A 274-nucleotide genomic window follows, 5' to 3' on the forward strand; every position below is an offset into this window, starting at 1 on the left:
ACTTCTCTTTCAAGAGATAGGTCGATAGAATTTTCCACGATGACACTCATGCGGGTCAAATGACGCAAGGTCTTGTCCCAAGCCGTTTGCAGCTCAGCAAAGCTCTTCATATCTTTAAAGTGACCGAAGCTTGGTGCAAAGCGCTTGCCAGATGCTGGATCTATCCCATCGTTCATAGTAATCAGGAGTACCTTAGGGAAGTTCATGTAGCTCATACCTGTACAACGGTAGCCCCATTTACCAGGCACAGCAGTTTCCACACAGCCGATAGCAC

At 47.4% G+C, this 274-nt stretch carries 1 protein-coding gene; it reads right to left on the bottom strand.

The window, feature by feature from the left end; translation table 11 throughout:
• The coding region (locus A0739_RS09795; RefSeq protein WP_330996838.1) for a pyruvate formate lyase family protein at positions 1–274 on the bottom strand (274 nt) is incomplete at both ends.

Origin of the sequence: Streptococcus oralis, from assembly GCF_001588645.1 — a bacterium.
Lineage (GTDB): Bacteria > Bacillota > Bacilli > Lactobacillales > Streptococcaceae > Streptococcus > Streptococcus oralis_AB.